21 protein-coding genes are annotated in these 24,106 nt (G+C 67.9%); 15 read left to right on the top strand and 6 right to left on the bottom strand.

Translation table 11 applies throughout. The features are described 5' to 3' along the window. Positions 1 to 243: 243 nt before the first annotated feature. Together VFV09_03795 and VFV09_03790 are read left to right on the top strand one after the other, a co-directional pair. Positions 244 to 3,390 carry an AAA family ATPase gene (locus tag VFV09_03795; GenBank protein ID HEU4866832.1) on the top strand — a complete coding sequence of 1,049 codons (3,147 nt, stop codon included), beginning with the start codon at positions 244 to 246 and terminating at the stop codon, positions 3,388 to 3,390. 91 nt (positions 3,391 to 3,481) lie between these two features. Beyond that, positions 3,482 to 4,858: an FAD-binding oxidoreductase gene (locus VFV09_03790; protein ID HEU4866831.1), complete on the top strand. Its 1,377-nt coding sequence runs from the start codon at positions 3,482 to 3,484 to the stop codon at positions 4,856 to 4,858. Between the two features lie 58 nt (positions 4,859 to 4,916). Here VFV09_03790 and VFV09_03785 read toward each other — a convergent pair whose 3' ends face one another. Genes VFV09_03785 through ugpC form a run of 4 tightly spaced genes read right to left on the bottom strand, consistent with a single transcriptional unit; the run spans position 4,917 to position 9,298 of the window. Further along, positions 4,917 to 6,293 (bottom strand): extracellular solute-binding protein, encoded by a 1,377-nt coding sequence (locus tag VFV09_03785; protein ID HEU4866830.1) that lies wholly within the window; start codon positions 6,291 to 6,293, stop codon positions 4,917 to 4,919. Between the two features lie 25 nt (positions 6,294 to 6,318). Next, positions 6,319 to 7,152: a carbohydrate ABC transporter permease gene (locus VFV09_03780; GenBank protein ID HEU4866829.1), complete on the bottom strand. Its 834-nt coding sequence runs from the start codon at positions 7,150 to 7,152 to the stop codon at positions 6,319 to 6,321. Then, positions 7,152 to 8,117 (bottom strand): sugar ABC transporter permease, encoded by a 966-nt coding sequence (locus VFV09_03775; protein HEU4866828.1) that lies wholly within the window; start codon positions 8,115 to 8,117, stop codon positions 7,152 to 7,154. The genes VFV09_03780 and VFV09_03775 overlap by 1 nt, the downstream gene beginning before the upstream one ends. Next, entirely contained in the window at positions 8,114 to 9,298 is a 1,185-nt protein-coding gene (ugpC, locus tag VFV09_03770) for a sn-glycerol-3-phosphate ABC transporter ATP-binding protein UgpC (GenBank protein ID HEU4866827.1), read from the bottom strand. Before ugpC ends, VFV09_03775 begins: the two co-directional genes overlap by 4 nt. A 164-nt stretch (positions 9,299 to 9,462) precedes the next feature. Here ugpC and VFV09_03765 point away from each other — a divergent pair, with 164 nt between their 5' ends. The 11 genes from VFV09_03765 (at position 9,463) to VFV09_03715 (ending at position 19,465) form a co-directional block, all read left to right on the top strand. Continuing rightward, positions 9,463 to 10,581 (top strand): putative metal-binding motif-containing protein, encoded by a 1,119-nt coding sequence (locus VFV09_03765; protein ID HEU4866826.1) that lies wholly within the window; start codon positions 9,463 to 9,465, stop codon positions 10,579 to 10,581. Positions 10,582 to 10,682: 101 nt separating this feature from the next. Then, positions 10,683 to 11,960, top strand: coding sequence for a histidinol dehydrogenase (gene hisD, locus VFV09_03760; protein ID HEU4866825.1), 1,278 nt, complete (start codon positions 10,683 to 10,685; stop codon positions 11,958 to 11,960). A gap of 16 nt (positions 11,961 to 11,976) precedes the next feature. Next, positions 11,977 to 13,065, top strand: a complete 1,089-nt coding sequence (gene hisC, locus VFV09_03755; protein ID HEU4866824.1) for a histidinol-phosphate transaminase — start codon at positions 11,977 to 11,979, stop codon at positions 13,063 to 13,065. 5 nt (positions 13,066 to 13,070) lie between these two features. Next, positions 13,071 to 13,652 (top strand): imidazoleglycerol-phosphate dehydratase HisB, encoded by a 582-nt coding sequence (gene hisB, locus VFV09_03750; GenBank protein ID HEU4866823.1) that lies wholly within the window; start codon positions 13,071 to 13,073, stop codon positions 13,650 to 13,652. A 55-nt stretch (positions 13,653 to 13,707) separates the two neighbouring features. After that, entirely contained in the window at positions 13,708 to 14,310 is a 603-nt protein-coding gene (gene hisH, locus VFV09_03745; GenBank protein HEU4866822.1) for an imidazole glycerol phosphate synthase subunit HisH, read from the top strand. Then, positions 14,307 to 15,038, top strand: coding sequence for a 1-(5-phosphoribosyl)-5-[(5-phosphoribosylamino)methylideneamino]imidazole-4-carboxamide isomerase (gene hisA, locus VFV09_03740; protein ID HEU4866821.1), 732 nt, complete (start codon positions 14,307 to 14,309; stop codon positions 15,036 to 15,038). The genes hisH and hisA overlap by 4 nt, the downstream gene beginning before the upstream one ends. After that, the gene (gene hisF / locus VFV09_03735) at positions 15,035 to 15,820 is read left to right on the top strand and encodes an imidazole glycerol phosphate synthase subunit HisF (protein ID HEU4866820.1); all 786 of its coding nucleotides are present in this window, start codon (positions 15,035 to 15,037) and stop codon (positions 15,818 to 15,820) included. Before hisA ends, hisF begins: the two co-directional genes overlap by 4 nt. A gap of 82 nt (positions 15,821 to 15,902) precedes the next feature. Next, entirely contained in the window at positions 15,903 to 16,340 is a 438-nt protein-coding gene (locus VFV09_03730) for a hypothetical protein (protein HEU4866819.1), read from the top strand. 94 nt (positions 16,341 to 16,434) lie between these two features. Then, positions 16,435 to 17,724 carry a hypothetical protein gene (locus VFV09_03725; protein ID HEU4866818.1) on the top strand — a complete coding sequence of 430 codons (1,290 nt, stop codon included), beginning with the start codon at positions 16,435 to 16,437 and terminating at the stop codon, positions 17,722 to 17,724. A gap of 84 nt (positions 17,725 to 17,808) precedes the next feature. After that, positions 17,809 to 18,885, top strand: coding sequence for a hypothetical protein (locus VFV09_03720; GenBank protein HEU4866817.1), 1,077 nt, complete (start codon positions 17,809 to 17,811; stop codon positions 18,883 to 18,885). 4 nt (positions 18,886 to 18,889) lie between these two features. Further along, entirely contained in the window at positions 18,890 to 19,465 is a 576-nt protein-coding gene (locus VFV09_03715; GenBank protein HEU4866816.1) for a YdeI/OmpD-associated family protein, read from the top strand. Here the strand turns inward: VFV09_03715 and VFV09_03710 are convergent. Both VFV09_03710 and VFV09_03705 read right to left on the bottom strand, forming a co-directional pair. Beyond that, entirely contained in the window at positions 19,462 to 20,964 is a 1,503-nt protein-coding gene (locus VFV09_03710) for an MFS transporter (protein ID HEU4866815.1), read from the bottom strand. The two genes, VFV09_03715 and VFV09_03710, sit on opposite strands and share 4 nt — an antisense overlap. Before the next feature lie 5 nt (positions 20,965 to 20,969). Further along, a complete protein-coding gene (locus VFV09_03705; GenBank protein HEU4866814.1) occupies positions 20,970 to 21,668 on the bottom strand; it encodes an LppX_LprAFG lipoprotein in 699 nt (232 codons plus the stop codon). A 114-nt stretch (positions 21,669 to 21,782) separates the two neighbouring features. Between VFV09_03705 and VFV09_03700 the strand changes: the two genes are divergently transcribed. Beyond that, on the top strand, positions 21,783 to 23,438 hold the full coding sequence (locus VFV09_03700) for a phospholipase D-like domain-containing protein (GenBank protein HEU4866813.1): 1,656 nt from the start codon (positions 21,783 to 21,785) through the stop codon (positions 23,436 to 23,438). 57 nt (positions 23,439 to 23,495) lie between these two features. Then, positions 23,496 to 24,106, top strand: a 611-nt coding sequence (locus VFV09_03695; GenBank protein HEU4866812.1) for a hypothetical protein, incomplete at its 3' end; no start/stop codon positions are given.

The raw sequence follows: 24,106 nt of genomic DNA, 5'->3' as shown, positions 1-24,106 counted from the left end.
TTGCCGGCGGCCCCCAGGCGTTCGACCAGGACGAACTTGTCGAACATCTCCTTGGACCGATCCCGGTCCAGGGCCTGGGGGTCGAAGCTCTCGACGAAGGTCTGAAGACCCGTAACCAGCTCGTCAATCGATTCGCACATGTCCTAAATACTAGGAACCACCTATGACAAAACCGGCCCCCAGAGGGGCTCTTGGTAAAAAACTTTCAGTCAATTTCACGGCTTTAGATAGGGTGGGTGCCCAATGTCCCGGCCCAGCATCGACCCCTCCGGCGGATCGCTCGAAGTCAAGCTCCTGGGCGACGCCGGGGTCGCGCTCAACGGCAAGCGCCTCCCCGGCTTCGACTCGCTCCGCCTCCAGCGCCTCCTTGCCTTCCTCTCCCTCGGCGACGTCCACAACCGCGCCCGCCTGGCTTATGAGATGTGGCCCGAATCGTCCGAAAGCCAGGCCCTCGGCAACCTGCGGAAGCTACTGCACGACCTGCGCCGGGAGCTGCCGGATGCGGACGCGTATCTGGAGGTCACCCCGCAGAGCCTGGGCTGGAGGCCGGCGGCAAAAGTGGACGTAGTGGCTTTCCGAAGGGCGCTGGCCGCCGGCGATCTGGCCGGGGCCGCCCGTCACTACGGAGGCGATTTGTTGCCCGGAAGCTACGACGACCGGATCGTGGCCGAGCGGGACCGCCTCCGCTCCGACGCCGTCGGAGCCCTCCTGCAGCTTGCCGAGGAGGCTCTCGGCTCGGGCGACAACGACTCGGCCGCCGCCTACGCCCGGCGAACCCTCGCCGTGGACAACCTCTCGGAGCCCGCCTACCGGGTTCTCGTAACCGCGAGCGCCCGTCGGGGGGATCGTGCGGAGGCCTACCGCACCTACCACCGCTGCGTCGAGATCCTCCGGAGGGAGCTTGACGTCGAGCCGGACCCGGGCACCCGGGCGGCCTACGAGTCGCTCGGCGCCCCGGCGGACGCTCCCAGCACGCCACAGAACCCTTCCTCGCGTCTCGTCGGCCGGGACGCCGAGATGACCAAAGCGGTGGAGGTCTGGCGCCGGGCGGTCCAGGGCCGGGCGCATCTGCTGATGGTGACCGGCGAGCCGGGCATCGGGAAGAGCCGCCTGGTGGAAGAGCTCGCCGGGCTGGCCGCGGCCGAGGGGGCAATCGTCGCCTCCGCCCGCGCCTACCAGGCCGCCGGCCGGCCTCCCTGGGGGCCGGTGATCGAGTGGCTTCGTGCACCTGCGATCCAGGCCGGTCTGGGGCGGCTCCAGCCGGTGTGGCGCTCCGAGGCGTCCCGGCTCCTGCCCGAGTTGCGCTCCGGCAGCGACCCCGTCCCGCCCCCGACCGAAGGCGATACCGGCCGCCACCAGCTGTTCGACGCCCTCCGCCGCGCCCTCTTGCCCGGGCCCCGGCCGGTCCTTCTCGTGGCCGACGACCTCCAGTGGGCCGACCAGGAGAGCATCCAGCTCATCGGTCGCCTGCTGGCGACTGCGGCCGGGGCTCGCCTGATGATTGCCGCGACTCTCCGGACCGGAGAGGTCGACGACGACCACCCGGTGGCCCGTCTCCAGGAGGCCCTCGAGCGGGACGGGCTTCTGGCGGAAATAGAGCTGGGGCGGCTCGACCCGGACTCGACCCGGGAACTGGCATCCGGCCTGCTCGGCCGGACGCTTGAGCCGGCCGATGCCGAGCAGTTGTGGCGGGACACGGAAGGGCAGCCGCTGTTCATCGTCGAGGCGGCGCGCACCGGCCTCGATGCCGGAGAGCGGACGAGCCTCACCCGCACGGTCCGGGCGGTGATCTCCTCGAGGCTTGCCCAGCTCTCCGACCCGGCCCGCCGGATGGTGGAGGTGGCGGCCACTATCGGTCGGTCGTTCAGCGTCGAGGTCCTGGCGGCGGCGAGCGGCTCGGACCCGGACCGCCTGGTCGACTCACTCGACGAGGCGTGGCGGCGCCAGGTCATACGGGAGCAGCCGGCCGGTTACGACTTCAGCCACGACCGGATTCGGGAGGTCGCCTACGACCTGATCCCCCCGGCGCGGCGGCGGCTCTTGCACCGCGGGGTTGCCGGTGCCCTGGAGGTGCAGGAATCCGGCGAGCCGGGGTCGATTGCCGCCCACTACCAGGCGGCCGGGATGTTCAACGAAGCGGTTGCGGCCTACCAGCGAGCCGGGCGCAGGTCGGTGGAGGTGTTCGCCCTCGAGGATGCTATCGCCGGGTTCCGTCGTGCGCTTCTCCTGCTGGAACAGCTCCCGCCTGGGCGGGCTCGGGAGGAGAGCGAGTTGGAGATCCGGATGGCGCTCGGGGTGCCGCTGGTGGCGCGGGAGGGGTACGGCTCCGATGCCGCCCAGGACTGTTACTCCCGGGCCACTGCGCTGTGCGAGCGGCTCGGCCGGCTGGTCGAGCCGCCGGTTCTGCGGGGGCTGGGCCTCGCGTCGTTGATGTCGTGCCGGTTCGACCGGTCGGCCAGGTTCGGCGAGTCGCTGCTCCATCAGGCGGACAGCGACCCCACGGCTGCGGTGGAGGGCCACTACCTGCTGGGCGTCGGGTCGTTCTGGCGGGGCGACCTGGCAGCGGCCTCCCACCACCTGCAGACGGCCATCGGCCTCTTCCGGCCGGAGGATGCCGGGAAGCACCTGGAACGATTCGCCCAGGACCCCCGGGCGGTCTCGATGATCCGGCTGGCCGTGACCGAGCTCTGGCAGGGCAGGCCCTCGTCCAGCGCCAGGCTGGCCGAGGAGGCGGTCCGCTACGCAGGAACCATCGACCACCCCACCACCGAGGGCTACATCCGGATGTACACCTCGATGCTGGCGGTGGAGCGCGACGACCCCCGGGCCCTGAAAGCCGAGGTCGAATCCGGCCGGGCGATCTGGTCTGCACGGCAGCTCGGCTACTTCCTCCGGGTGGGAGGCCTGATGCAGGGCTGGCTCGATGCGGTGAGCGGGGACGGCGAGGGCAGCCTGGCCCAAACTCTGGAGGGGTGGCACCTCGAGACCCAGACGCTCCACCTCACCTACGGCATGACGTTGCTGGCCCGGACCCATCTGAGAGAAGGGAACTGGGAGTCGGGCGTAGCAGTGGCGGCAGGCGCGATGCGCTGGTCCGAGGTGCACGACCAGCGCTACCTGGAGCCTGAGCTCCTCCGCCTCCAGGGCGAGATGGCCGCTGCAGCCGGGGACCGGGATGGGGCGGTCGAACTCTTCGAGAAGGCCCTCAAGTCGGCCTCTTCGCAGGGAGCGCTCTGGTTCGAGCTCAAGGCGGCCTGCTCGCTCGCCCGCCGCGATCCGACAGCCGAGACCCGGGCCGATCTCGGCCTGATCCTGTCGCGGGTGGAACAGGCCGAGGGCCTAGCCCTGATCTCGGAGGCCCGGCAGATCGTGTCGGGCGCTGATTTTTGAGATTTCTCCGGGATAACGGCGCCATAACGTTTTGGGAACGGGCAGTCCTTCAGGGTGGCCGCAACCGTTATCGATCGAAGGAGGAACCCTCATGACAACGACCCTTGCCGAGCTTGCGGCCCAGATCCGGGGCAGTGTAGTCACCCCCGAGGACCCGGGCTACGACCAGGCGCGTGCCGTCTACAACGCCATGCACGACCGCCGCCCGGCAGCCGTGGTTCGGTGCGCCGACGCGGCCGATGTGATCGCATCCATCCGGTTCGCCCGGGAGCATGGGCTGGACCTGGCCGTCCGGGGAGGGTCGCACAGCGTCCCCGGGTTCGGCACCTGCGACGGGGGCCTGGTGATCGACATGTCTCCCATCCGCAACATCCACGTCGACCCGGCAAAGCGGACCGCCCGGGTAGGGGGCGGCGCCACCTGGGGTGACTTCGACCACGCCGCCCACGCTTTCGGGCTGGCCACGACCGGGGGGATCATCTCCACCACCGGGGTCGCCGGCCTCACGCTCGGCGGCGGGATCGGTCACCTTACGCGGGGGTGCGGCCTCTCCATCGACAACCTCCTGGCGGCGGACGTGGTGACCGCCGTGGGCAAGCTGGTCACCGCAAGCGACTTCCAGCACGAGGACCTGTTCTGGGCACTCAGGGGCGGCGGCGGCAACTTCGGTGTCGTCACCTCGATGGAGTTCCGGCTCCACCCGGTCGACACGATCATCGGCGGCCCGCTGTTCTACGAGGTGGACGACGCCGCGGCAGTCATGCAGTTCTACCGGGAGTACGTCGAGAAGGCGCCGGAGGAGCTGGGCATGTTCTTCGCCTGGCAGATCGCCCCGCCCCTGCCGTTCATCCCCGAGGAGCGGGTGGGAGACCTGTTCTGCGCCATGGTCGTCTGCTGGACCGGCGACCCCGGCGAGGCGGACGCCGTGCTCAAGCCGTTCCACGATGTCGCCCCCGTCGCGGCTTCGCACATCGGCCCCATGCCGTACCCGGCGCTCAACTCCGCCTTCGACGGCCTGGTCCCGCACGGCCTGCAGCACTACTGGAAGGCGGACTTCGTCGACGATCTCACCGACGAGGCGATAGCCGCCCACATCGACCACGGCAAGCGCACCCCCGTGGTGAACTCGACCATGCACCTCTACCCGATCAACGGCGCCGCCCACCGGGTCGGGCCGGACGAGACCGCCTTCGGGCACAGGGACAAGAAGTTTGCCGCGGTGATCGCGGGCATGTGGCCCGACCCGGCGGACAACGTAGCCAACACCGCGTGGGTGAAGGAGTACTACGCCGCGATCCACCCCCACTCGGGGAGCGAAGGGGGTTACATCAACTTCATGGCCGGGGACGACGGGGGCCGGGTGGAGGCCAACTACGGGCGCAACTTCGCCAAGCTGGCACGGGTGAAGGCCGCTTACGACCCCGACAACGTGTTCCACCTCAACCAGAACATCACACCGGCCCGGTAGGGGCCCGGACGCGCCGCAGGGCCCCCCGAGAGGGGCCCTGCGTTGCGCCTTCGCTGCTTTAACTCGCTGCCGGGCTCGGCGTGGCCGCCGCCGTGGGCGAAGCCGAAGCCTCCGGCGTGGTCCCCGGGCTCGGGGAGATGCCGGCCGCGCCGCCGCCATCGCCGTCCTCGGCCGGCGGGTACTCCGCTCCCGCCGCCCTGGCCGCTGCCTCGATGGCAGCATGCAGCTCGTCCAGGGTCGCCTTGACCGGGGCTCCGTCGACGATGATCCGCTTGACCGCAGCGTTCATCTGCTCCGAGACGTTCGGCCAGTACGCCACGTTCGGACGGAACCAGCCGTCCTCCAGGGCCGCCTGGATGGCTTCGAAGGTGTCCTGCTGCTCCTCCGGGACGTCGCTGTAGGCGTCGTCACGGACCGACGGCCAGGCGTTGCGCTCGACCAGCGTCTTCTGCGCATCCTCGGAGATCAGGAAGTCGGCAAGAGCGAGCGCCGCCTCCTTCTCCTCCTCCGAGACTCCCCTCGGGACGCCGAGAACGTCGCCGCCGATGACGTGCGCCGCCCGTTCCGGTCCCTCCCAGCCCTCGTATACGTCGAACTTCTCGAGCAGTCCCTGGTCGTTGAGCTGAGCCGAGGTGACCGGCCAGTTCTGGGCCAGCCACGAGGTCTCACCCTGCAGGTAGTCGACCTCGGTGTCGAACTTGCCCAGCAGGCTCTCACGGGCCAGCAGGTTGTCCTTCCACAGGTTCTGCAGGAAGGTGAACGCCTCCACGGATCCCTCGTCGTTCAGGACCAGCGGGTTGCCTCCGAAGGAAACCAGCCACTCGGAGATGGTCACGGCTGCCGGGTCGCCCTCGGCGAGCGAGAGCGTCACCTTCGGGGTGCCGTTCGCTTCTTCCTTCAGCTGGGTTGCCACCTCACGAAACTCTTCTGTGGTCGTGGGCCGCTCGGCATCCGCTGCCTCGAAACGGTCCCGGTTGGCGTATGCAATCCGCACGTTGGGGCGGAAGGGGAGGAAGAAGGTCTTGTCGTCAAACTGTTCGGGGATCATCGACTCGATGATGCCGTCAGGCAGCTCGACGTCCGTCAGGTCCTCAACCAGGTTCTCGTCGACCAGCACCTTCAGCGCCAGGTTGTCCTGGGCGAACAGGTGGATGGTCGGCTCGCCTGCGCCTACCTCTACCCGCAGCTTCTGCGGCAGATCGGCCGACGACACCGACGTCAGGTTGACCGTCGCCCCGGTGTCCTCCTCGAACTGGTCGAGCAGCTCCTGGACCGCGTCCTGCTCCTCCTCGGCCAGCGAGACGCTGAACGTGATCTCGGTGCCCTCCAGCTCGCCGCTGCCGACCGCACCACTCCCGCCGCCGTCATCGCCGCCGCCGCAGGCCCCCAGCAACATCGCCAGAGCCATCAAAGATGCAACCAAAGCTCGTTTCATCCGCATTCCTCCTCCGTCTGGGTCGTTAACCTTTTACCGCACCCGCCAGTGCTCCCGGCTTCAGGTGCTTCTGCACGAAATAGACGACCATCAGGATCGGCAGGGTGAGAACCGCCGCCACCGTGGCCATCTGCTGCTTGCTTCCCCGGTCGATCGACTGGAACACCTGCAGGGGCAGGGTGTTCTCGTTGGTCGTGAGCAGCCGGGCGTAGAGAAACTCGTTCCACGAGTAGAGCCAGACGAACAGCGACGCCACCGCTATCCCGGCCGCCGCCAGTGGGAACACCACCCGCATCAGGGTTCCGAAACGGGAGGCGCCGTCGATCTGGGCGGCCTCCTCCAGCTCCCGGGGGATGGTCTCAAACGTCCCCACGAGGATCCAGGCAATGAACGGCAGCGACCCGATCAGGTGCGCCAGGACCAGACCGGCGTAGGTGTCGACCAGTCCCAGGCCGGCGAAGTGGGTAGCCACCGACACACCCGTGGCGAACTCCGGGAACATCCGGGTGACCAGGAGCCCGACCACCACCGTGTAGCGGGTCCCGGCCGGCATCCGGGAGATCACGTACGCCGCCGGGGCTGCGATCACGATTGCGGCCAGCGTGGTCAGAGATGCCACGACCAGGCTCTTGACCAAGGGGCCCCACAGGTCGCCGCGCTCGATGACCGTCTCCCAGAACCGCAGCGTCGGCTCGGTGATGAATAACGAAGGCCGCTCTCCGAACATCGCCGAGCCGGGCGCTACGGAAACCATGAACACCAGGTACACCGGGAACAGGACGATGAGCACCGAGACGATCACCCAGAACGGCAGGATCACCTTCAGCGGGCGGTCGAGCGGATCCCGGCGGACCGCCATCAGCGCTGCTCCTTCAATGCGACGAACTTCAGGTACAGGACGATGAAGGCCAGGATCATCCCGAACAGCACGATCGACGACGACGCCGCGGTGTACACGTCGTTGGTCGGCGGCAGGTAGCGGTTCCCGATATAGGTCCCCAGAACCGGCTCCACCCGTCCGGCCAGGACCAGGGCGAGCTCGTAGATCCGGAAAGCGTCGATCGCCCTCAGGATCACCGCCATCGTGATGAACGGCACCATCATCGGCAGAGTGATCTTTCTGAAGGTCTGCCACTTGGAGGCGCCGTCGACGCTGGCCGCCTCGTACACGTCCTCCGAGATCGACTGAAGGCCGGCGATGAAGATCAGCACGACCACGGGGAGCACCTTCCACATGTCGGCGATGGCCACCGTGAACAGCGTGCGCCAGCCCCCGGCGACGGTCCAGCTGAGCGGGACGAAGGTCCAGTCGGGTAGTGGCAGCTTGTTGAACAGGTCGGCCAGCCCGGCCAGCAGGCTGTTCAGGTAGCCGCTGCGGGAGAAGAGCAGAAGCATGACCGCACCCGACACGATCGTCGGCACGCCGAGCGGGATCAGGATGATCGTCCGCACAAAGCTGCGGCCCTTGAATCGGGCGTTCAGAGCCAGGGCGGTGGCCAACCCGATCACCAGCTCCAGCACCAGCGACAGCAGCGCCACGATCACCGTGTTCTTGAAGGCGGTGCGGAAGAGCTCCGACTCGAAGATCGAGCGGTAGTTGGCGGTCGACGGAAACGACTCCCCGCGTGCCCCCGAAAGCGATAGCCGGAAGGTGTCGAGGATTGGGAGGAGGGTCAGCGCCAGGATGTAGATCACGAGCGGGGCGACCAGGGCCATCTCGAAACGGTGCTTTTTGATCCAGCCCTTTCCCCGGTGAATCGAGGTGCTCCGGTCCAGGTCCCTGGGGGTTGCTCCGCCTAGCGCCGCCTCCTGGCTGGTGCTCACCGGAGGTTCTCCCCGGTTTCCGGGTCGAAGAAGTAGAGACGGTCCAGGTCGACCGCCAGCTTCACCCGCTGGCCTTCGGCGATGGTGGTCCGGGGGTTCAACCGGGCGGTGAAGATCGAGTGGCCCTCCCGGGTGGCCTTCTGCGGCGGGGCGCCGTGCCGCTTGTCCGCTTCCAGGTCCATCGTGTCCTGGATCTGGACCCGGGGCGAGGCGACCTCGAAGTAGGTCACCGTCTCGGCTCCCAGGGTCTCCACCAGGGTCGTCTCGACCTCGACCAGCCCGGTCGACGTGCTGCCGGCCACCAGTTCCGGGTCCTCGAACCCCTCGGGACGGATGCCCATGATCACCTCGTGACCGATCCGGTCCTTGAGCTCGTCGATCATCGGGACGGTCAGCTTGTGGTCTGCGAACTTGATCGCCAGGTCGCCGCCGGACAGCGCCAGGCCGGCGGTGGCCAGGTTCATCGCGGGAGAGCCGATGAACCCGGCGACGAAGACGTTCACCGGCTGGTCGTACAGCCGTTGTGGGGTGTCGACCTGCTGCAGGCGGCCGCCCCTGAGCACGGCAACCCGGTCGGCCATGGTCACCGCCTCGACCTGGTCGTGGGTGACGTAGACGGTGGTGGTGTTCAGGCGCCGGTGCAGGCGCTCGATCTCGATGCGCATCTGGACCCGCAGCTTGGCGTCCAGGTTGGACAGCGGCTCGTCCATCAGGAATGCCGCCGGTTCCCGGACGATCGCCCGGCCCATCGCCACCCGCTGGCGCTGCCCGCCGGACAGCTGCTTGGGTTTGCGGTGCAGGTACTGGCTGATGTCGAGAAGCTCTGCCGCCTGTTCGACCCGGGTCTGGATGTCCTCCTTGGCGACGTCGCGCAGCTTCAGGCCGAACGCCATGTTGTCGAAGACAGTCATGTGGGGGTAGAGCGCGTAGTTCTGGAAGACCATCGCGATGTCGCGGTCTCGGGGCGGGAGGTCGTTGACCACCTTGTCGCCGATGCGGATGTTGCCGGAGCTGATCTCCTCCAGGCCGGCGATCATGCGGAGGGCGGTGCTCTTGCCGGAGCCCGAGGGGCCGACGAGGACCATGAACTCGCCGTCGGCGATCTGAAGGTTGAGGGCGTCCACCCCCACGGTCCCGTCCGGGAACCGCCGAGTTGCGTTTTCGAGAACGATCTCCGCCATAGCCCTCCGGACGGTTTTTTCCTCATTCTACTTGTCGTCAATCATCGATTTTTTCGGGCGCCGGTTGTGTCGTGGTACCACCACTTCCGTTGACGTGCCTCCACCCTTCAGGGCGAATCTCCACCAAAGAATAATTTGCTTAGAAACCGAACAAAGGAGTAGTCATGCGGAGCATTTCGAGCGAACCCCGGCGGAACCGCAGGGGCGCAAGCATCATCGGGCTGGTCCTCAGCCTGGCGGTTCTCGGAGGGGTGGCCGGCGCCCAGACCACGGCGCCCTCGAACATCGTTGCCTGCGTCCACAAGACGACGGGGAACCTCCGGGTAGTCGGCAGCGCTGACGACTGCAGGAGCCAGGAGACGGCCCTGGAGTGGAGCCGGGAGGGCGGCGCGAGCGTTGGACCGGAGGGGCCTGAGGGTCCCGCAGGTCCGGAGGGTCCGGAGGGACCTCAGGGCCCGCCCGGTATCTCGGTGGCAGGGCAGCGGTGTCCGGCAGGGCAGTTCGTAGTGGGATTCGAAGCAGACGGCGACCTGATCTGTGAGGCGGCCGGCGGCGGTGGGGGAGTGACGACCACGTTCTACCGGGACGCCGACTCGGACGGTTTCGGGGACCCCGCCCAGACCATCCAGGCGACCAGCGAACCGGCCGGTTACGTCGCCACGGGGACCGATTGCAACGACAACAACGCGGGGGTTCACCCGGGAGCGGCCGAGGTGGCCAACGGCGTCGACGACAACTGCAACGGAGACGCCGACGAGGGAGTGGAGCCGGAGACGACGTTCTACCGGGACGCCGACAACGACGGCTACGGCAACCCGGCCATCAGCCAGACGGGCTTTGCGCCGGGCTGGGTGGAGGACAACTCCGACTGCGACGACGGCCGTTCGGCCACCAACCCCGGAGCGCAGGAGGTCGCCGGCAACGACATCGACGACAACTGCAACGGCCAGACCGACGAGTCGATCCTGTACCTGCAGTCGTTAACCCTCGAACCCCAGCAGATCTTCGCCAGGACCGGGGGCATCATCGACGACATGGTCGACACTGAGTCGACGGGCAGGATCGTCCTGGCGTCGCCGGCGGCATCCGACACCGTCGTGACGGTCGAGTCCAGCGATCCCAATGTCGCAGAGGTGCCCGTCTCGGTGGTTGTGCCGGCGGGACAAAACTCGGCGGAGTTTACGGTCGCCGGGATAAGCCCGGGGTTTGCGCGGATCACGGCGACGCTGAACGGCAACTCGGTCTCGGCGGACCTGGCGGTCCACGACGTGAACGACTTGTAGCAGCCGGGCCACCATCATCGGGCCCGCCGTTGAGGCGGGCCCGATGGCTCGGGCCGGTCAATACGGAAAAGATCGTTCGGTCGCCCTTAGACTGAATCCCCATGCGATTCCTAGATCTGAAAGCCAATCCAGATCTCGCGATTCCACGTCCGCCGGAGAAGGAGCAGCCGGTCGACGCCGTCCGCGAGATCGTCCAGAAGGTCATCGACGAGGCCGACCGGGCTCTTTTCGAGCTGACCGAGCGCTTCGACAAGGTCAAGCTCGACGCCCTCCGGGTGCCGCAGGAAGAGATCGACGCCGCCTTCGACGCCAGCCCTCCGGAGCTGATCGCCGCCCTCCAGGAGGCCGCGAGCCGAATCCGGACCTTCGCCGAACACCAGGCCCTCAAGCCATGGGAGGCCGAGATCGGGGGCGGCCTGATGGGCGAAACCGTCCACCCGGTCGCCCGGGCCGGATGCTACGTCCCCGGCGGCCGAGCCGCCTACCCCTCAAGCGTTCTCATGACCGCCATTCCGGCAGCCGTGGCCGGTGTGCCGGAGATCGCTCTATGCATACCGCCCGCAGCCGACGGATCGCTTCCCCAATCAACGCTGGCCGCCGCCAAGGTCGCCGGCGTCACCGAGGTCTACCGGGTCGGCGGCGCCCAGGCCATCGCCGCCATGGCGTACGGGACCGAGTCGATCCCCAAGGTCGAGGTCATCGTCGGTCCCGGCAACATCTACGTCGCCCTGGCCAAGCAGCAGGTGGCCGGGATGGTGGGCATCGACTCCATCGCCGGGCCCAGCGAGATCGCCGTGGTCACCGACGGCGAGGCCGACCCCCGGGTGATCGCCTTCGATCTGATCGCCCAGGCCGAGCACGGCCCCGACGGCACCTTCGCCCTGGTCACCTGGAAGGAGGAGACGCTGGTCGCGGTGGCGCTGGAGTTGACGCTGATCCTGTCCGAGATAGAAGCCTCCGACAGCCTGCGGGCGGCGCTGGACCGGGGTGCAGTCGGCGTGGCGGTCCGGGACCTGGAGCAGGCCGCCGAGGTGATCAACGAGTTCGCCCCCGAACACCTCGAGCTGCTGTTCGAAGGGGCCGAGGACGAGTACGAACGCTTCAAGTACGCCGGAGCGGTTTTTGTCGGCATCTGGTCCCCGGTTCCCTTCGGCGACTACGTCGCCGGCTCCAACCACGTGCTCCCCACCGGGGGCGGCGCAAGGTGGGCGTCTGGCCTCCGCACGAGCCACTTCCAGCGGACCTCGGCGGTCATCCGCCACACCAAGGAGTCGCTGGCCGCAGCGGCCGACCACATCCAGGCGATGGCCGAAGCCGAGGGCCTGGTGAACCACAACCGCGCGGTCCGGGCTCGATTCGCCGAGGAGCCGCCCACTTAGGAAGTAGAGTGGAAGGGTGAACGATCAAGACCTCCGCCTCGCTCCCGAGGGTCGAAGCGACCTAGCCGACCTCAAGCCCTACCGCGCCCCGCAGATGGACGCGCCGGTCAAGCTCAACACCAACGAAAGCCCCTACGGCCCGCCGGAGGCGTTCAACGAGGAGCTCCGCCAGCGGGTGGCCGGCCTCAACCTCAACCGCTACCCGATCCGGGACTTCACCGAGGTGCGGGAGAAGCTCGCCGAGTACCTCAAAACCCTGACCGACCGGGTGTGGCTGGCGAACGGCTCCAACGAGATCATCCTGCAGCTGCTGCTGGCCTACGGCGGCCCCGAACGCAAGGTCATGACCTTCGAGCCGACCTACGGCATGCACGGCCAGATCACCCGCATCAGCGGCACCCGGCACCTGAGGGCCCGCCGCAACCCCAACTTCACGATCCACCCGGAAGCGTCGATTGAGGCCATCCAGCTGCACCGCCCGGACGTGGTCTTCCTCTGCTCGCCCAACAACCCCACCGGCAACTCCAACAGCGCCGAGGAGGTCATCGCGATCTGCGAGGCGTCGCCGGCGCTTGTCATCCTGGACGAGGCGTACGTCGAGTTCTCCGGCCGGGGCCATCTGCGCCTGGTCGAGGAGTGCGACAACCTGGTGATCACCCGCAGCTTCTCGAAGTCCTGGCGGCTGGCCGGTGCCCGCATCGGCTACCTGGTGGCGCCGCCCCGGATCATCGAGGAGGTCCAGAAGGTCCGCCTGCCGTACCACTTCTCGGCCCTCAGCCAGGCGACGGTGCTCACCGCGCTCAACCACGCCGACGAGATCATGGGGACCATCGAGACCATCGCCTTCGAGCGGACCAAGATGTACGACGAGCTGACCAGCCTGCGCGGGGTCACCGCCTTCCCCTCTGAGGCCAACTTCATCCTTTTCCGCTGCGACAGCCGGCCGGCGACCGAGGTCTGGCAGGACCTGCTCGACAGGGGCATCCTGCTCCGGGACTTCTCCGAGACCCCCGGCTGCGAGAACTGCCTCAGAGTCTCCGTGGGGACCCACGAGGAGAACGAGAAGTTCCTCGAGGCGCTCTCCACCCTGCTGACCCCCCGGTGAGCCGGATAGGCGAGGTCTCGAGGCAGACCCGGGAAACGCAGATCAAGCTTCGTGTCGACCTCGACGGCACGGGCAGGACAAACATCCACACCGGCGTGGGCTTCTTCGACCACATGCTGGACCAGCTCGGCCGCCACTCGCTGATCGACCTCGACGTCGAGGCGACCGGCGACCTCCAGATCGACTCCCACCACACGGTCGAGGACACCGGTATCTGCCTGGGCAACGCCCTCACCGAGGCGCTGGGGGAGAAAAAGGGCATCCGGCGCTACGGCTGGGCGCTGGTACCCATGGAGGACGCCCTGGTGCAGGTGGCGCTCGACCTGTCCGGCCGTCCGTTGCTCAGCTACTCCGTCCCGGTTCCCGCCGAGGCCATCGGCAACTACGACCCCGAGCTCACCGAGGAGTTCTTCATGGCACTCACCCGGACCGCCGGGATGACCCTGCACATCAAGCTCCAGGACGGCAGGAACTCGCACCACATCGTGGAGGGCGTCTTCAAGGCGATGGCGCAGGCGCTGGCCATTGCCGTCGAACGGGACCCCCGGCGGGGCGATGCAGTTCCGTCCACAAAGGGAGTCCTTTGAAAGTCGGCGTTGTCGACTACCGACGCCCGACGCCGACCCCTTACCCAGAAGGAGCATGTTGAAGGTCGGCGTCGTGGACTACCGAATGGGAAACCTCGCCAGTGTCTCGAAAGCCATAGAGCACGCCGGGGGGACCGTCTCGGTTTCCGACCGGACGGCCGAGCTCGAGCAGTCCGACCTGCTGGTCCTTCCCGGCGTAGGCCACTTCTCCCACGGCATGGAGAACCTGGCCGAGCTCGGGCTGAAGGACTTCCTGGTCGACTGGGCCGCCGGGGGGCGCCCTCTGCTGGGCGTCTGCGTCGGCATGCAGCTTTTGTTCGAGGAGTCCGACGAGGGCGACGCCAAGGGCCTCGGGATCCTGAAGGGGCGGGTGGAGCAGTTCGACACCTCGCTCAAGGTCCCCCACATGGGGTGGAACACCCTGTCGGCGGGCGACTCGCCGGTGTTCGGGGAGTTCGACGACCGGTACTTCTACTTCGTCCACTCCTACTACTGCGTGCCCACCGATGAGCGGGTGGTCTCCGCCCGGACCGACTACGGCGTGCAGTTCGCCTCCGCGGTCCACGACGGCAACGTCTACGGAGTCCAGTTCCACCCCGAGAAGTCCAGCGACGACGGGCTGGCGCTCTACCGCCGCCTTCTGGAGGAGATCTCTTGAACCCTCCGGTGATTCTGGTGGCCGTGGACATGGTCGCCGGTGAGGTCGTGCGGCTCACCAAGGGCGACATGGGGCAGAAGACGATCTACGGGCAGGACCCGGTCGCCGCCGCACTGGAGTGGGAGGCCCGGGGTGCCCGGTGGCTGCACCTGGTGGACCTCGACGGCGCCACCGGAACCGGCATCGACAACTCCGAGCCGATTGGCCGAATCATCGAGGCCGCCAAGGTCCCGGTGCAGATCGGCGGGGGCATCCGGTCCCTGGAGGCCATCGACCGCTGGGTCGAGCTCGGGGTGACCCGGGTATGCGTCGGAACCAAGTCCATGGACTTCAAGTGGCTGGCCGAAGCGACCACCGAGTTCGGCGACCAGTTGGTGGCTTCGCTCGACACCCGCGCCGGGACCGTGCGGGTCGGCGGTTGGACCGAAGGGAGCGGCATGCCGACCCTGGAGGCTCTGAACCGCATGGTCGACGCCGGGGTCCGCCGCATCATGTTCACCGACATCGAGCGGGACGGGACCCTGACCGGGCCCAACCTGCCGGCGATCGAGGAGGTCCTCGACGCGGTGTCGATCCCGGTGATAGCCGCCGGCGGAGTGACGAACACCGACGACCTCGTTGCGCTGGCGACCCTGGCCCCCAAGGGCCTGGAGGGGATAGTCGTCGGCAAGGCGCTGTACAACGGCAACATCGACCTGGCCGAGGCACAGGCCAAGCTCGACTCGTGACTCTCGCTAAACGGGTCATCCCGTGCCTGGACGTCCATGACGGGCGGGTGGTCAAAGGCATCAACTTCGTGAACCTGGTCGACGCCGGGGACCCGGTGGAGCTGGCGGCGACCTACGACCGCGAGGGCGCCGACGAGCTGGTGTTCCTGGACATCACCGCGTCGCACGAGGCCCGGGACACGATCGTCGACCTGGCCCACCGCACCGCCGAGCAGGTGTTCATCCCGTTGACCATCGGCGGAGGAGTCCGCACCATCGACGACATGCGCCGGCTTTTGAGGGCGGGGGCAGACAAGGTCGGGGTCAACACCGCCGCGATCGAGCGGCCGGCCCTGATCCGGGAGGGGGCCGACAAGTTCGGCGCCCAGTGCATGGTGGTGGCTATCGACGCCCGCCGCCGCACCGACGGCACCGGCGGCTGGGAGGTCTTCACCCACGGGGGCCGCAAGCCGACCGGGATCGACGCCCTGAAGTGGGCCGAGGACTGCGTCGCCGGGGGAGCGGGGGAGATCCTGCTTACCTCGATGGACCGCGACGGGACCAAAAGCGGCTTCGACAACGAGCTGCTCCGCGCGGTTTCGGGCCTGGTGAACGTGCCGGTCATCGCCTCCGGGGGCGCCGGAACCCTGGACCACTTCGCCGAGGCGATCACCGACGGGCGGGCCGACGCGGTCCTGGCCGCGTCGCTCTTCCACTTCGGCGAGCTGCGCATCAACCAGGTAAAGGACCACATGGCGCGGAAGGGCATCCCGGTTCGGTACAAAAACGCAGCAAACCTGTAAGGGTTTGGCGGCGAATACCTCTTAACAGCATGGACTTCCTGCCGATACAGCAGGCAGGGGAAAAGCTTTAAGGGGGAACACCGTGGTGGTAAAGGTCGAAGGCCAAGTTGCCCAGCAGCGACCCAACCACGCCCGCCTGATCTGGGCCGGACCCGGCACCCTGGCGGCGCTTTTCATCCTCGCCAACCTCTACGCCATGTCTCTCGGCGAGGTCGCCGTGACCGCTTTCCAGTTCGCTTCGATGGAAACCGCCGGCCTGCTGGTTGTCTTCCTGCCCTTCGTGCGCCTGGTCCGGGACGTAAACGTCGGACCGTACGGGGTCGAGGCCCACTTCTACCGGGGCTCCGCCCGCTACCTTCGCTGGTCCGAGATCCACTCGGTGTCCGTCAACACCCACGCCTTCATCCCCAGCCGCATCAGGCTGGAGGACGTGTACGGCCGGCGCCTCTACCTCAAGGGCGACCTGGCCAGCCTGGCCCCGGTGCTCCTGGCGCTCGGACAAAGGGAAATCCGGCCGTAAGGCCACCCCGGCAGTCCTGTACTTCCGCCCCTCCGCTACCTATTCTTGGCGAAATGCCACCCTTCAGATTCAGTAGCTGACACCGGTCGCTCGGGTGCTTCGGGTCGTCCGGCATAGAAGAAAAGCCCTCCTCGGGGCCCTCATCGCAGTCGCAATAGCTGCCGCCACCGTCGTTATCGTCCAAAGCGCGGAAGACACGGGTTCCGGCGACCAGCCGCTGGTTGCAGTCACCAGGCGAACCCTTACCACCGTGGTCATCTTCCAGGGCGCGTTCGATGTTGTTCCGGCCACCCCTCTGACCGGCCTGACCCCGGGCTCCGAGGTCGAGTGGCTCGTCGAGGACGGGGAACAGGTCGACGAGGGTGACCCGCTTTACCGGGAGATGCGGGTCGACAACCCTGCGGAGCTCGAAAGGCTGCGGAAGCAGGAGCAGGAGGCGATCGAGGAGCTGAGGAGAGCGGAGGCGTCGCCCCCGCCCCCTTCGCCCACCCCGATTCCAGACGCAGGAGCCGTTGCCCGGGCGACCGAGGAGCGTGCGGAGGCGGTCCGGCGCCTGGAGGCCGTCGAAGCGGAGGGGGACGCCGCAGTCGGCGCAGCCGAGCAACGGTTGACCGAGGCCCGGGCGCGGGGGACCGAAGAGGAGATCCAGGCAGCCGTCCAGGCGAGGGACGCCGCCGTCACGGAGCGGTTGAACCGATCCAACGAGGTCCGGGTTCAGATAAACGCGGCCACCGACCGGTTGAACGAGGCCCTCGCCGGCCAGCCGGCGGCCCCCGTCCCCAGCGCTGCGCCGCAGAGCCGGCTGCCGGAGTTGCGGAGGGCTGCGGCGGCTCTTACCGCTGCACTGCGCCGCGCGTCGTCGGGCATCGCCCAGGGCACGGCCGAACACAGCGGCGTCGTTCGGATCGACGCCAGAAAAGTTCCCGCGGGGGAAACCGCTGCCGACCGGGTGATCGGCCGGCTCCAACCACCCGGTCTGGTCATGGAGGCCCGAGTCGAACCGGATCAGCTAACGCAGCTGCCCGATCCGATAAGCGCTGCCGCCGTGCGGCTGCCCGACGGGCCCTCCGAGTTTGCATGTGACCGAACCGAGCGGGAGGGCGGCGAATCGGACGCCCGGGTTCGCTGTTTCCTCAGCGCCGGTCCCGAGGTCGAGGACGGCCAGGAAGCCGAGTTGAGGGTGGCGGTCGAGCAGCTGAACGACGTGCTGGTCGTGCCGGCGGGAGCCGTGGAGATGCTTTCGGCCACCAGGGGCCTGGTGGTCAGAGAAGGGGAGACGGACGAAACCGAGATCGAGGTCGCAGGGACCGATGGGATGTTCGTCGCCGTCACCAAAGGCCTGCTGGAGAACGAAAGGGTCCACGACCCCAAGCCTTCCTCCTGAGGCGATTCACCGGTAGGCGACCGGCTTTCTGTACAACTGCCGCCTCGCTGCCTATTCTGGGAAAATGTTTGGCCCCCCTGGCTGGTGAGTATCGCGCGCGCTCTTATGGCCGTACGGCGCCGCCGGTACCCGATTCTGGGGGCGGTCATCCTGGCGTTGGCGACCGCTGCGCCGGTGGGAATCGCCGGCAACGACGATCCCGGGTCAGACCCGGTTCCGGTGGCAGCCACCCGGGAGGCGGCGGGGCCGGTGGTTTTGAGGGGGACCGTCGAACCGGTTCCCGCGACCCCTCTGACCGGCATAACCTCCCGTTCCGTTGTCCAGTGGCTGGTCAAGGATGGCGCGCTGGTCAAGGAGGGCGACGCGCTCTACCGCGAGATGAAACAGGGGGTCTCGAAACAGCTCGACGAGCTTCGTGCTAGGGAGCAGGCAGCCGCCCTTGAACTGAAGAACGCTCAGCAGGCGCCTCCGCCCGACTTTCGCCCTGAGGAGGATGCCGCCGCCCGCGCCACTGAAGCACGCGCGGAGGCCGTGCGCCGCCTCGACGCCGCCGAGGCGGAGGGCGCCGCAGGCATCAGGGTCGCCGAACAAACCCTTCTCCGGCTCCAGGCTTTCGGGGACCCTGTCGAGGCGAGGGCCTACGGAGCCGCGGTACAGCTGGGCAAGCTCCACCACCAGACCCGGATGAACGCGCTCAGGGAAAGTGTGAGCGAGGCGACCCTTTTGATGGACAACGCGAATGCCGCTTTGGCGTGGAAGCGTTATGAGGCGCAGCGGCGGATGGTAGAGCTCCAGCGGGCGCCGGCAATCCTGGCGGCACAGATCCGCCAGTTGGAGTCGGGCATCGCGCAGGGCAGGGCCCTGCACGACGGCGTGGTCCGGATCAAAGCCAACCGGGTGCCGGACGGCGCCAGCGAGATCGAGCGGGTGGTCGGGGAGATCCAGGCCCCGGGATTTGAGTTGGTCGCACCCGCCCCGGCAGGCTCCGGGCTGCCGGATCTGATCGTCGGAGCATCGGTTCGCCTCGACGGGTCCGATTTCGATTGCGAGAGGACGGAGTTGGTGCCGGCGACCTCCGTGGTGCGCTGCCTGATTCCGGGAGCCGCGAACGTCGCTCCGGGGACCGAAGGCGAGCTCCGGCTGGCCGGCGCAAAAGAGTAGCCGGGTGGACCCGATCTTCTTCCCGGCGCCCGAAGACTTCCGGACCTGGCTGGAGGAGAACCACGAGACTGCCGACGAGGTGCTGGTCGGGTACTACAAAAAGAAGGCGGGCAAGCCGTCCATGACCTGGTCCGAGTCGGTCGACCAGGCACTGTGCTTCGGCTGGATCGACGGCAAGGGCCGCTCTCTGGGCGACGAGGCCCACACCATCCGCTTCACCCCCCGCCGGCCGAAGAGCAACTGGAGCGCAATCAACATCGCCAAGGTCGCCCAGCTGACCGAGCAGGGCCTGATGCGCCCGGCCGGCCTGGCGGCATTCGAAAAGCGCCAGGAGGCCCGCTCGGGTGTCTACTCCTACGAGCAGCGCCACCTGGCGACCCTGACCGAGGAGCAGGAGGCCGAGTTCCGGGCGAGCCCGGCGGCTTGGGAGTGGTTCCAGGCCGCTGCGCCGTCGTACCGGAAGTCGGCGATCTTCTGGGTGACCAGCGCCAAGCGGGCGGAAACGGTTGCCAAACGCCTCCGGCAACTGATTGAAGACTCGGCCCAAGGCCTCGAGGTCCCCCCGCTGCGCCGGCGCTAGGCGGTCTGGTCCGCTTCCGGCTGCCTGCTCCCGAGGGCAAGCGCCACCAGTGATCCCGCCAGGCATACGACCGAGGTGATCAGGAACAGCTCGCCGTACTCGATGTGGAGCGCGGCCCTGACCGCCTCTTCGTAGGCGGCCAGCTGTCTCTGGAACTCGCCGGCGCTCAACTCGAAGGGCAGTGGCGGCGCCACGTCCTTCGTCAGCTGCTGGAACCGGTAGACGCCGGCGGCCCCCAGCGCGGCGATTCCGATCAGCATCCCCATCATCCGGGCCACCACCACCGTCGCCGAAACCACCCCGTGCTGCTCCGGAGCCGACGATCGAAGGGCGACCGAGGCCAGCGGGGCGATGATCAGGCCCAGGCCCAGGCCCGCCAGGATCAGGTCGAAGCTCATCCGGGAGACGGTCAGCGGTCCCAGACGGTACCCGGCGTCCAGGATCTCCACCGGCCAGCGGGAGATCAGGAAGTAGGCGGCTGCGGCAACCAGCAGCCCGCCGGCGGCCACCGGGCGTTCGCCGACCCTGCGTGTGAGCAGCCCGCCGGCCACCGCGGCCAGCGCCAGCGCCGCCAGGAAGCGGGAGAGGATCAGCGCTCCCCCCAGGCTGTCCTCGCCGAGGAGGGTGCGTGCGAGCAGGGGGACGTCGACCAGCGTCGCCATCAGGGCCACGCCGGACAAAAAGCTGCAGCCGAGCGCCGCGGCGAACGGGCGGGTGTGAACAGTGGTCATGTCGATCAAGCGGCTGGACGACCTTCGCTCCCAGACGAAGAATGCGGCCAGGCCCAGGGCTGCCACGGCCAGAACCGGGACGCCCCAGTCGGGCAGTACGGACTGCGAAGGGTCCGGGTTGTACAGGCCCACGATCAGAGCCCCCAGGCTGAACGCCAGCAGCAGCCCGCCGCCGAGGTCGACCTTCAGGTCGCTCCTGCCGCTTTCCCGGGGCAGGCCGCGGTGGACGGCCAGCATCGCCAGCCCGGCCAGCGGGAGGTTTACCCAGAAGACGCTGCGCCACCCGGCGAGCGCCGCCAGGCCGGCGCCGTACAGCGGTCCCAGGACGCTCCCGAGCTCCTGGGACGCCCCCACCAGCCCCAGCGGCAGGGGCCGGGAGCGCGGCTCCCAAAGGTCGCTGATCACTGCAAAGGTCACCGGCAGCAGGGCGCCGCCGGCGGCTCCCTGGACCAGGCGGCCGGCGACCAGCACCGGCAGGGTCGGCGCCACCGCAGAGATGACCGACCCAACCGCAAACGCCAGCAGGCAGCCCTGGATGACCCGGGCCCGCCCCACCCGGTCCGACAGCTGCCCGAGCAGCGGCATCGCAGCGACGTAGCCGAGCAGGTAGGCGGTGACGATAGGGGTTGCCCGCTCCGGGTGCTCGATGGGGATGCCCATGTCCCGCATGACGTCGACCATGACGGTGACGACGACGTAGGCGTCGAGCGCCGCAAGGAGAACGGCTACCGACGACACCCCGGCGGCCAGGCGGCGGCGGGGCAACATCTGCACTAGACGGGGGCTTTGATGTCCGCCGGCTCGTTGAACCTGGAGAGCGACACGGTTACGACGGTCTCGCCCTCGGTGCCCGAGACCGTGAACGGGACGCGTGCCCGCGCCATCTCCTTGGTCTCCCGGTTCACCCAGATGGTGGCCTCCCCTTCGACTCCGGAGGCCAGCAGCGACAGGCCCTCCACCTGCGTCGGGTCCAACTCGCCCTTGACCCGGTAGGTGTCGACGCCGTCGATCTCCTCGGTGTCCTCGGTTTCGGCGTTTTCGACCTCGCGCAGGGCGTTCGGCAGGCTGCGTTCGCCGGTCAGCAGGCCGGTGGGGTCGAAGATCCGGCTGTAAATGGCTTCGGGGACCTGGCGGAAGCCGCCGGTCGGGCCCTTCAGGTACGGGATCTTGTTCACCACGATGTACTCGTACTCCACCAGCGTGCCCGCCTGCAGCACCTTGGCGGTGGCGGAAACGGACCCCTCCCGGGTGATCGTGCCTTCGGCGTCGGTGATCTGGAAGTTGGAGGGCCGGTCACCCTCGACCTTGAGGACGAATTGCATGGTGTTCACTCCGTCGAGAGCATCTGCGGCTTCGGTCAACAGTCCCTTGCCCTCCGGCAGGTCGCTGGCGGGCTCTTCGTTGGAGGAGCATCCGGCACCGACCAGGGCCGGCAGGACCATCAGGAAAACAAGCAGCCGCCGCTTTTTCATGGGTTCATTTTGTCACCGAACCACTTCAACGCGTGGCTGAGCACATTCGCAGCGGAAAATAGGGGAGTTAGGAACTTTCCTCCGGCCCGCCGACGGCATAGCGTGGACCGCGGAATGAAAGTAAAGAAGAAGCGCCAGGGACTGACGCTGCAGGCGATCGCCGGCACCAACGTCGTGCTGCTCGGCATCGACTTGGACCAGGCGGACTGCCAGGGCTTGCGGGGGTTCGGCATCCACCGGACCGACCACGGCGAGGAGGAGGCCTCCTGGGTCGAGGGTCTCAAGACCTTCGAGGCGACCGACCCCGGCTTCCCGCCGGGGGCCAAGTACTCCACCCGGGCGCACCCGATCCAGGGCTTCACGTGGTCCGACCTGACCGCCAAGCCCGGGCACGACTACACCTACCGCATCGTGGCGCTGAAGGGCGAGCCGGCCGACCTGCAGCAGACCGCCGAGGTCACGGTTCGCATCCAGACCGAGACCCCCGAAGGCGGCACGCACGACGTCTACTTCAACCGGGGGGCCGGCGCCTCCCAGGAGTACGCCCGGCGTTTCGGCAACCGAAAGCCCGACGAGGTCGGCAAGGCGGCCTTCGACTGGCTGTCCAGAGGGTTGTACGAGGCGATGACCGGCTTCGTCGACCAGGCGACCGGCCCCGGATTCGGGCTGCGGGTTTGCGCCTACGAGTTCCATTACCAGCCGTTCCTGAAGGTTCTGGACGATGCACGCAAACGGGGCGTGGACGTGAAGATCGTCTACGACCACCGGAAGAAGACTCCGGGCGCCAAGAACGCGGCGGCGGTGAAGGCGGCCGGCATCGACGACCTGTGCTTCCCCCGGGAGTCCAACGCCAGCGAGCTGACCCACAACAAGTTCATCGTCCTGTTGGAGGGAGGGGAGCCCACCTCGGTCCTCACCGGCGGGACCAACTTCACGGCCGGAGGCATCTTCGGGCACTCGAATGGGGTCCACATAGTCCAGGAGCCGGCTACCGCCAAGGCGTACCACCGCTACTGGGACCTGCTCGCAGCCGACCCGGGCTCCAAGCAGCTGAAACCGGCTCTGGTGACCGAATTCCCCGTGCCTGCCGGTCTCCCGCCGGTGGGGACCACGCCGATCTTCAGCCCGCGGGACAGCCTCCAGGCGCTCGACTGGTACATCTCCCTGGCCGCAGGTGCGAAGGACGGCCTGTTCGCCACTTTCGCCTTCGGGATGCACGAGGGGTTCCAGGAGGTGTACCGGAGCAGCAAGGCGAACATGCGCTACGCCCTGCTGGAGAAGACGGTCCGGCCGATGAAGGCCGGGCCCGACAGGGATGCCGCCGAGAAGGCCATCGCCAGGCTCCGCTTCCGGCCGGAGAACCGCTTTGCTGTCGGCGCCCACCTGCAGCTGAACCTGTTCGACCGGTGGCTGGAGGAGCGGCTCTCCGGCCTGAACCATGCGGTCCAGTACCTCCACACCAAGTACATGCTCATCGACCCCCTCGGCCCGGATCCGATTGTGGTGACCGGTTCGGCGAACTTCAGCGCATCGTCGACCACCGACAACGACGAGAACATGCTGGTGATCAGGGGCAACAAGCGGGTCGCCGAGATCTACCTAGGCGAGTTCATGCGGATGTACAACCACTTTGCATTCCGGGAGTGGGCGGCCTCCAAGAACGCCAAGACCTCCGACACCCCGCCGAGCCACCTGCGCATGGACGACTGGTGGAAAGGGTACTTCGGTGACACCGAGCGATCGCACCAGAGGCAGTACTTCGTGAGCTGAGGCCGTCGCTGTAAGTTTTCGCTATGCTCCGGACGCTATCGGTGGCAGGATATGTACATGAAGAACCCCAGGTTGGTTATGCCCGCGTTGGTCCTGCTACTTTGCGTGGCCGCCGCGTGCAGGCCGCCGGGACGGGGCGGGGAGCCCGAACCCGTGAAGAGCCAGGAGCTGGAGCTCGGCATCGTGAGGGCGGTCGACCTGTTGAAGGTCCCCGGCCTCGGGGCGATGCGCCGGCTATCCCCGTTGGAGCTGCCCGACTACCAGGGTCCCGAGCTGCGAGGAGTGTGCGGCACCGTGGTCCCCCAGCCGGCCGGCTTTGCCAACCGCCTGGCGGCCGCCTTCGTGGGCGACGTGGCGGCGGTGTCGGAGGTCGTGGTGGCGATGGACGGGTCGGACGCCAAGGAGCTGGTCGGGAACGTCCGGAAGAAGCCGGAGGAGTGCGAACCGGTGGAGGCGGTAGGCAGCGACGGGCAGATCCAGACCTACACCCCGGGCGAGCTCGTGGATATCGGAAGGGTGGGGGACGACCGGGTCGCCACGCAGGCGACGCTGACAGTCGACGAGCAGAGGACCTACCTGAGCACGATCCTCGTGCGCTCCGGCGACACGCTGGTGCACGGCCAGATCATGTCGGACGTCCCGATCGAGCAGGAAACCATCACCGAGCT

It is taken from the genome of Actinomycetota bacterium (genome assembly GCA_035759705.1).
In the GTDB taxonomy this organism is placed as follows: domain Bacteria; phylum Actinomycetota; class CADDZG01; order JAHWKV01; family JAHWKV01; genus JAJCYE01.
This window is presented reverse-complemented; position numbering and strand designations above follow the sequence as displayed.

Bases quoted from the DNA above. Each gene is read 5' to 3' on its own strand.
- VFV09_03790 (HEU4866831.1), top strand. From the start codon at position 3,482: ATGACAACGACCCTTGCCGAGCTTGCGGCCCAGATCCGGGGCAGTGTA.
- VFV09_03700 (HEU4866813.1), top strand. From the start codon at position 21,783: ATGAAAGTAAAGAAGAAGCGCCAGGGACTGACGCTGCAGGCGATCGCC.
- VFV09_03785 (HEU4866830.1), bottom strand. From the start codon at position 6,293: ATGAAACGAGCTTTGGTTGCATCTTTGATGGCTCTGGCGATGTTGCTG.
- VFV09_03795 (HEU4866832.1), top strand. From the start codon at position 244: ATGTCCCGGCCCAGCATCGACCCCTCCGGCGGATCGCTCGAAGTCAAG.
- hisH (HEU4866822.1), top strand. From the start codon at position 13,708: ATGTTGAAGGTCGGCGTCGTGGACTACCGAATGGGAAACCTCGCCAGT.
- ugpC (HEU4866827.1), bottom strand. From the start codon at position 9,298: ATGGCGGAGATCGTTCTCGAAAACGCAACTCGGCGGTTCCCGGACGGG.
- VFV09_03765 (HEU4866826.1), top strand. From the start codon at position 9,463: ATGCGGAGCATTTCGAGCGAACCCCGGCGGAACCGCAGGGGCGCAAGC.
- VFV09_03710 (HEU4866815.1), bottom strand. From the start codon at position 20,964: ATGTTGCCCCGCCGCCGCCTGGCCGCCGGGGTGTCGTCGGTAGCCGTT.
- VFV09_03780 (HEU4866829.1), bottom strand. From the start codon at position 7,152: ATGGCGGTCCGCCGGGATCCGCTCGACCGCCCGCTGAAGGTGATCCTG.
- hisD (HEU4866825.1), top strand. From the start codon at position 10,683: ATGCGATTCCTAGATCTGAAAGCCAATCCAGATCTCGCGATTCCACGT.
- VFV09_03705 (HEU4866814.1), bottom strand. From the start codon at position 21,668: ATGAAAAAGCGGCGGCTGCTTGTTTTCCTGATGGTCCTGCCGGCCCTG.